Below are 327 nucleotides of genomic sequence, written 5' to 3' on the forward strand. Positions count from 1 at the left end.
TCTTTTAATTTATCTTTTCCTTTTAAGTTTACAACGATGCGATATGTCGTTGAGTCTTGGACTAATACTTTCCCGTTTTGATCATAAATTGTCCCGCGATTTGCTTCAAGAACTCCATTTTTATTTTGTTGTTCATTCGCAAGATCTTTTACATTAACATTATGCACGACTCCTACTGCTTGAATATAAAATATACGTAAAAGCATAGTAAGAAACAAAACAATAAAAGCAATCATCATATATCGAGCGCCTTTATTCGTTTGAAGTTTATGCATACTTATCTCCTTTCTTTTCCAATGTATTAATGCAAAGATGCGCTACTTAATA

The 327-nt window shown here is 31.5% G+C and carries 1 pseudogene; it reads right to left on the minus strand.

The annotated features are described in order from the left end of the window. Positions 1-275 (minus strand): annotated as a pseudogene (locus KI356_RS26915) (dihydropteridine reductase); the annotation flags it as partial. Positions 276-327: the final 52 nt, after the last annotated feature.

It is taken from the genome of Bacillus hominis (genome assembly GCF_018332515.1).
Classification (GTDB): Bacteria; Bacillota; Bacilli; order Bacillales; family Bacillaceae_G; genus Bacillus_A; species Bacillus_A hominis.